This window comes from Streptomyces sp. S3(2020) (assembly GCF_013044505.1).
Classification (GTDB): Bacteria; Actinomycetota; Actinomycetes; order Streptomycetales; family Streptomycetaceae; genus Streptomyces.
Window position 1 is genome coordinate 1 of the sequence record NZ_JABERD010000409.1, and the last position, 3,939, is coordinate 3,939.

Here is a 3,939-nt window from a genome sequence, read left to right on the forward strand (position 1 = left end):
GCATGAGCAGGGTGAGGTCGTCGCTGCGGCCGTGAACGCCGGCCGGCGGGATGCCGTGGTGTGACAGACAGCGCTCGGCGGCCTGCGCGCTGACGTCCGTCACGACCTCGACGCGGCGCGCGGCGGTGGTCAGGGCCCGAATGAGGGCGTGGACGTCCGGGGTCGGGTGGGTGTGCGGGACGGCGCGCAGCTCCAGGTCGTCCAGGCGGCGGCGCAGTGTCTGTCCGACGCCGCTGTCGGCGAAGGCGCGGAGCACGTCCAAGGGGTTCAGGCCCACTTCCTGGGCGGTGCCGAGGGGGCGGCCCTCCAGCGCCTCGTCCGGGTGGCGGTGCTCGGTGACCAGAGCTAGGAGATCCAGGGCGGCGGTGCGGGCGGACTCTGTCGTGAACAGACGGGTGAGGGGGCCGTCGAAGCCGATGAGCACGGTTTCGGCTTCGCGGAGGAGGCGGGCGAAGGGGGGGTACGACGGGAGGTGGACCTGGGGGAGCGGTGCCGGTGCGCCCTCCGGGGTCAGTCCCACCGAGCAGGTCACCGACAGGCCCGGCACCGGCCATCCGCGCAGCCCGCCGCGGAGTGCATGCTGGGCGGCGCCCCCACGCTCCAGGGGGTAGCGGCGTGTGATGCGGGCAGCCACTTTCAGGAGATGGTCGAGGAGGACCGCGGAGACGTTCTCCGTCTCGGCGCGCAGAAAGGCGACCGGGTCGTCGACGTGCCAGGACAGTTCGACCGAGGCGGCGAAGGCTCCGCCGCCGGAACTCGGCAGGGAGACCTCGTGGGCGGCCTGGTGGATGGAGAGGTCGACCTCGTAGTAGTCCACGATGCGCGGTCGGTGCCTGTTCCACAGGTGGCTCGGGTCGAGCGGGGTCAGGGGGCCGCCGGACGGGGCGAGCACGATCGCCTTGCGGCCCGCGACGGGGGGTCCCAGCTGAGTGACGTCGTGTGTGGTGAACGGGCCGCGCACCAGGTCGCGGGCCTCGGACTCCGGGGACGCCAGATGCAGCGGGCAGTACCAGGCGACGGGCCCCGCCTGTCCCCCCGTCCACAGTGGCTGGAACCGCCCCGTCTCCGCCGCCGCGTTGCTCGCGAACTCGTCGTACAGGATGGGGGAGACGAGCACGGTGACGTCCGCCCACGACTCGTCGAGTATGCCCTGCACCTGCGGCGGTACGACGGGCCGGCCCGGGCCGGCGAACCACGGGCTGTGCCAGAACGTCACCCGGACCTGCGGCGGCTCGTCCAGGGTGGCGAGGTGCTCGGGCAGCCCGTGCAGTACGGCGACCAGCGTGGGCAGCACATGGGTGCCGGGCTCGGTCAGGACGACGTAGCCGTTGTCGCGGGCCAGGATCTCGTACTGGTGGGAGCGCAGGTCGCCGTCGGCCAGGAGGCGGATCACGGTCCGGCCGAGGGAGTGGCGGGGATCGTCGCCGTGGGGCAGCTCGAACACGATCGTGGGGCGCTGGAGCTCCGAGGCCTCGGTCAACTCACGATGGAGCTCCTGGAGGACGGGGGTCAGGGGGTCGAGGGGGTCGGTGTACTGCCGTTGCCGGTACTCCTCGAAGGACTCGTACGCCTCCAGCGCTTCGGAGATCCGGCCCTGGTTCTTGAGGGCGAGGATGTGGAGACGGCGGACGTCCTGGTGGTCGGGGTGTTCTCGGACGAGGGGGGCGAGGTCGACGGCGGCCTGTGCGAAGTCCCCCAGTTCCAGGTCGAGTTCGGCGCGGGTGGCGCACAGGGACAGGCGGAGTGCGTGGAGGCGGGCGCGGGTGGCACGGGCGGCGGGGCCGGGGAGTCCGGCCAGGGGGGTGCCGTACCAGAGGTCCAACGCCTTCTGGACCGGCAGACGTTGGGCTCGCGGTGGCTGGTCGGGGGAGCGTTCGGCGAGGAGTTGCTCGCACCGGACGACGTCGATGACTGCGTCCGGTGCGTGCAGGGCGTAGCCGTCGGGCGATTCGGCCAGGGTGGTGGGGCCCAGGAGTTCCCGTAGCTCGTCGGCGAGTGAACGCTGGGCCTCCCGCGGATCGGCGGGGGGCTGTTCCCAGATGCCCTGGGTCAGATCGGCGGTGGTCGCGCGGTGGCCCGTCTTCAGGAGCAGCATGCACAGCATGGCTTGCGCCTGGGGGGACGGGAGAGGGAAGGTGCGGTCGCCGTCACCGACGCGCAGCGGGCCGAGCATGCCGATGCGCAAGGGCCGGGTCACCCGGATGCCTGTCCTGGCCGCCAGGCCCTCCAACAGAGCACGGAACGCGTGCAGGTCCGTCTCCGCGCTGTCCCGGACCCACGGCGTGCCCAGGTCGAACCGGGTGATCACAGCCGTACCGTCCGGTCGCAGCAGTACGCCGTCCCAGCCGCTCTCACCGTGCGTCAGGCGGCGCTTGTGCAGGGCGTCGAGACCCGCCTCCACACCCCCCTGGATCCGGTCGTACACCTGGTCCAAGACTCCCGGCCCGCTGCCCCGCACCAACTCGGCCACGGTCACCCCGTCCAGGAACTCCGTCACGAGGTAGGGCCCGGTGTCGTCCACCCAGTGGTCCACCACCGGCACCACGTTCGGATGCCGCAGCCCGGCGAGTGCGGCCGCCTGTGTCCGGAACAGATCCGGGTCCGGCGTCCGCTCCGCGTACTCATGGACGACCACCCGCCGATCGGTCCGTACGTCCACCGCCTCCCACATCGGCGACTCCAAGACCCCCACCGGCCGGTACCGCCCCCTGAGCAGTCCCTCCCCGCCCAGCCGCCGGACCGTCTCCTCGCTCACCGTCGCGAACGGCGTGCCCTCGCCGCCTGCCTCGACCCGGAACTCCCCGGCCGCGGCCCCTGCCCGTTGGTCGATCGATTCGCCGACGCGCGCGAGGAACTCACGTGTCCGACCGCGCGCGGTACGCGGCAGTGTCCGCAGCAGCAGATCCCGAACGCCGGGACGGAAGGCGTAGGAACCCGGCGGGCCCGGTACGGCGGTGAGCATGCCGCTGAGGATGATCTCGGCGAGGTGCTGGGGGCGGGGGCTGGATTCCAGGGCGCGTTGGACCAGGCGCATGACGGGGAGGGAGGGGGCGGAGAGGGAGAGATGGCCGGCGAGACGGAAGGCCTCGGGGGAGGCCGTCGCACGGAAGTGGAGGACGAGGTCGCGTGGCGGGAGCGACGCGATGTCCGGGGTCGACGGTTCGGCCGGCGGCGGAGGCGTCCGCGCCAGCCGGGCCGCCGCGCCCGGCATCCGGGCACCGCCCTGCGCGGCGATCAGCGAGGACCAGTTGGCGAGCCAGACCGGGCCCGGTTCAAGGACCGGCAGGGCGAGCGCCTCGGCGGCGGACGGCGCGTCGGCCTCGTACGGCGTGAACGCGAGGGCCGCCGACGGGGCCGCGGCGAGCGGGGCCGTCAGGAGGCCCGGTTCCGCGGGCAGGGCCGTCGTCGGCCACAGCCGCTCGGGCAGGGGTTGCAGGACGGCCAGCGGCATCCGGCGCGCCCAGCGGTGCAGCGTGCGGTACCAGCGGTCGCCCGCGGGACCCGGTCGCCACTGCGGGCCCATGCAGTCGCTGACCACCAGGGTGACCGTGCGGCCGTCGGCGAGCGCGGGGACGTGGTGGGCGTGCCCGTCAGGGGTGGCCCGGTGCAGGGTGACCGTGCGGAAGACGCCCGACTGGGCGAGCGTGCCGTGCAGTTCGCGGACCAAGGGGCGCCAGATCGGCATCGTGGGGCCCGTGTCGTACACCAGGTTCAGCCGCAGCCAGCGGTCCGGAGCCGGGCGCAGCACCGGCAGCCAGACGTCCGGATGCGCGCCGAGGCGGGCGATGCGGTCGGCCGTGGCCCGCTCGTCCAGGACCCGGGCGCGGGGGGACGGCACGTGTCGCTTGAGAGGGCGCACGGCGCGTTGCAGAGCGAGCGGGTGGGGGAGCATCGGCGGTACGGGGGCGAGGAGGCCGCCTCCGCGGGCCTCGATGACGT

The 3,939-nt window shown here is 73.5% G+C and carries 1 protein-coding gene; it reads right to left on the reverse strand.

Going from position 1 to position 3,939, the window contains the following annotated elements:
* Positions 1-3,892 (reverse strand): SAV_2336 N-terminal domain-related protein (locus HLK59_RS52255; RefSeq protein WP_277349597.1); only part of this gene is annotated, 3,892 nt, incomplete at its 3' end.
* Positions 3,893-3,939: the final 47 nt, after the last annotated feature.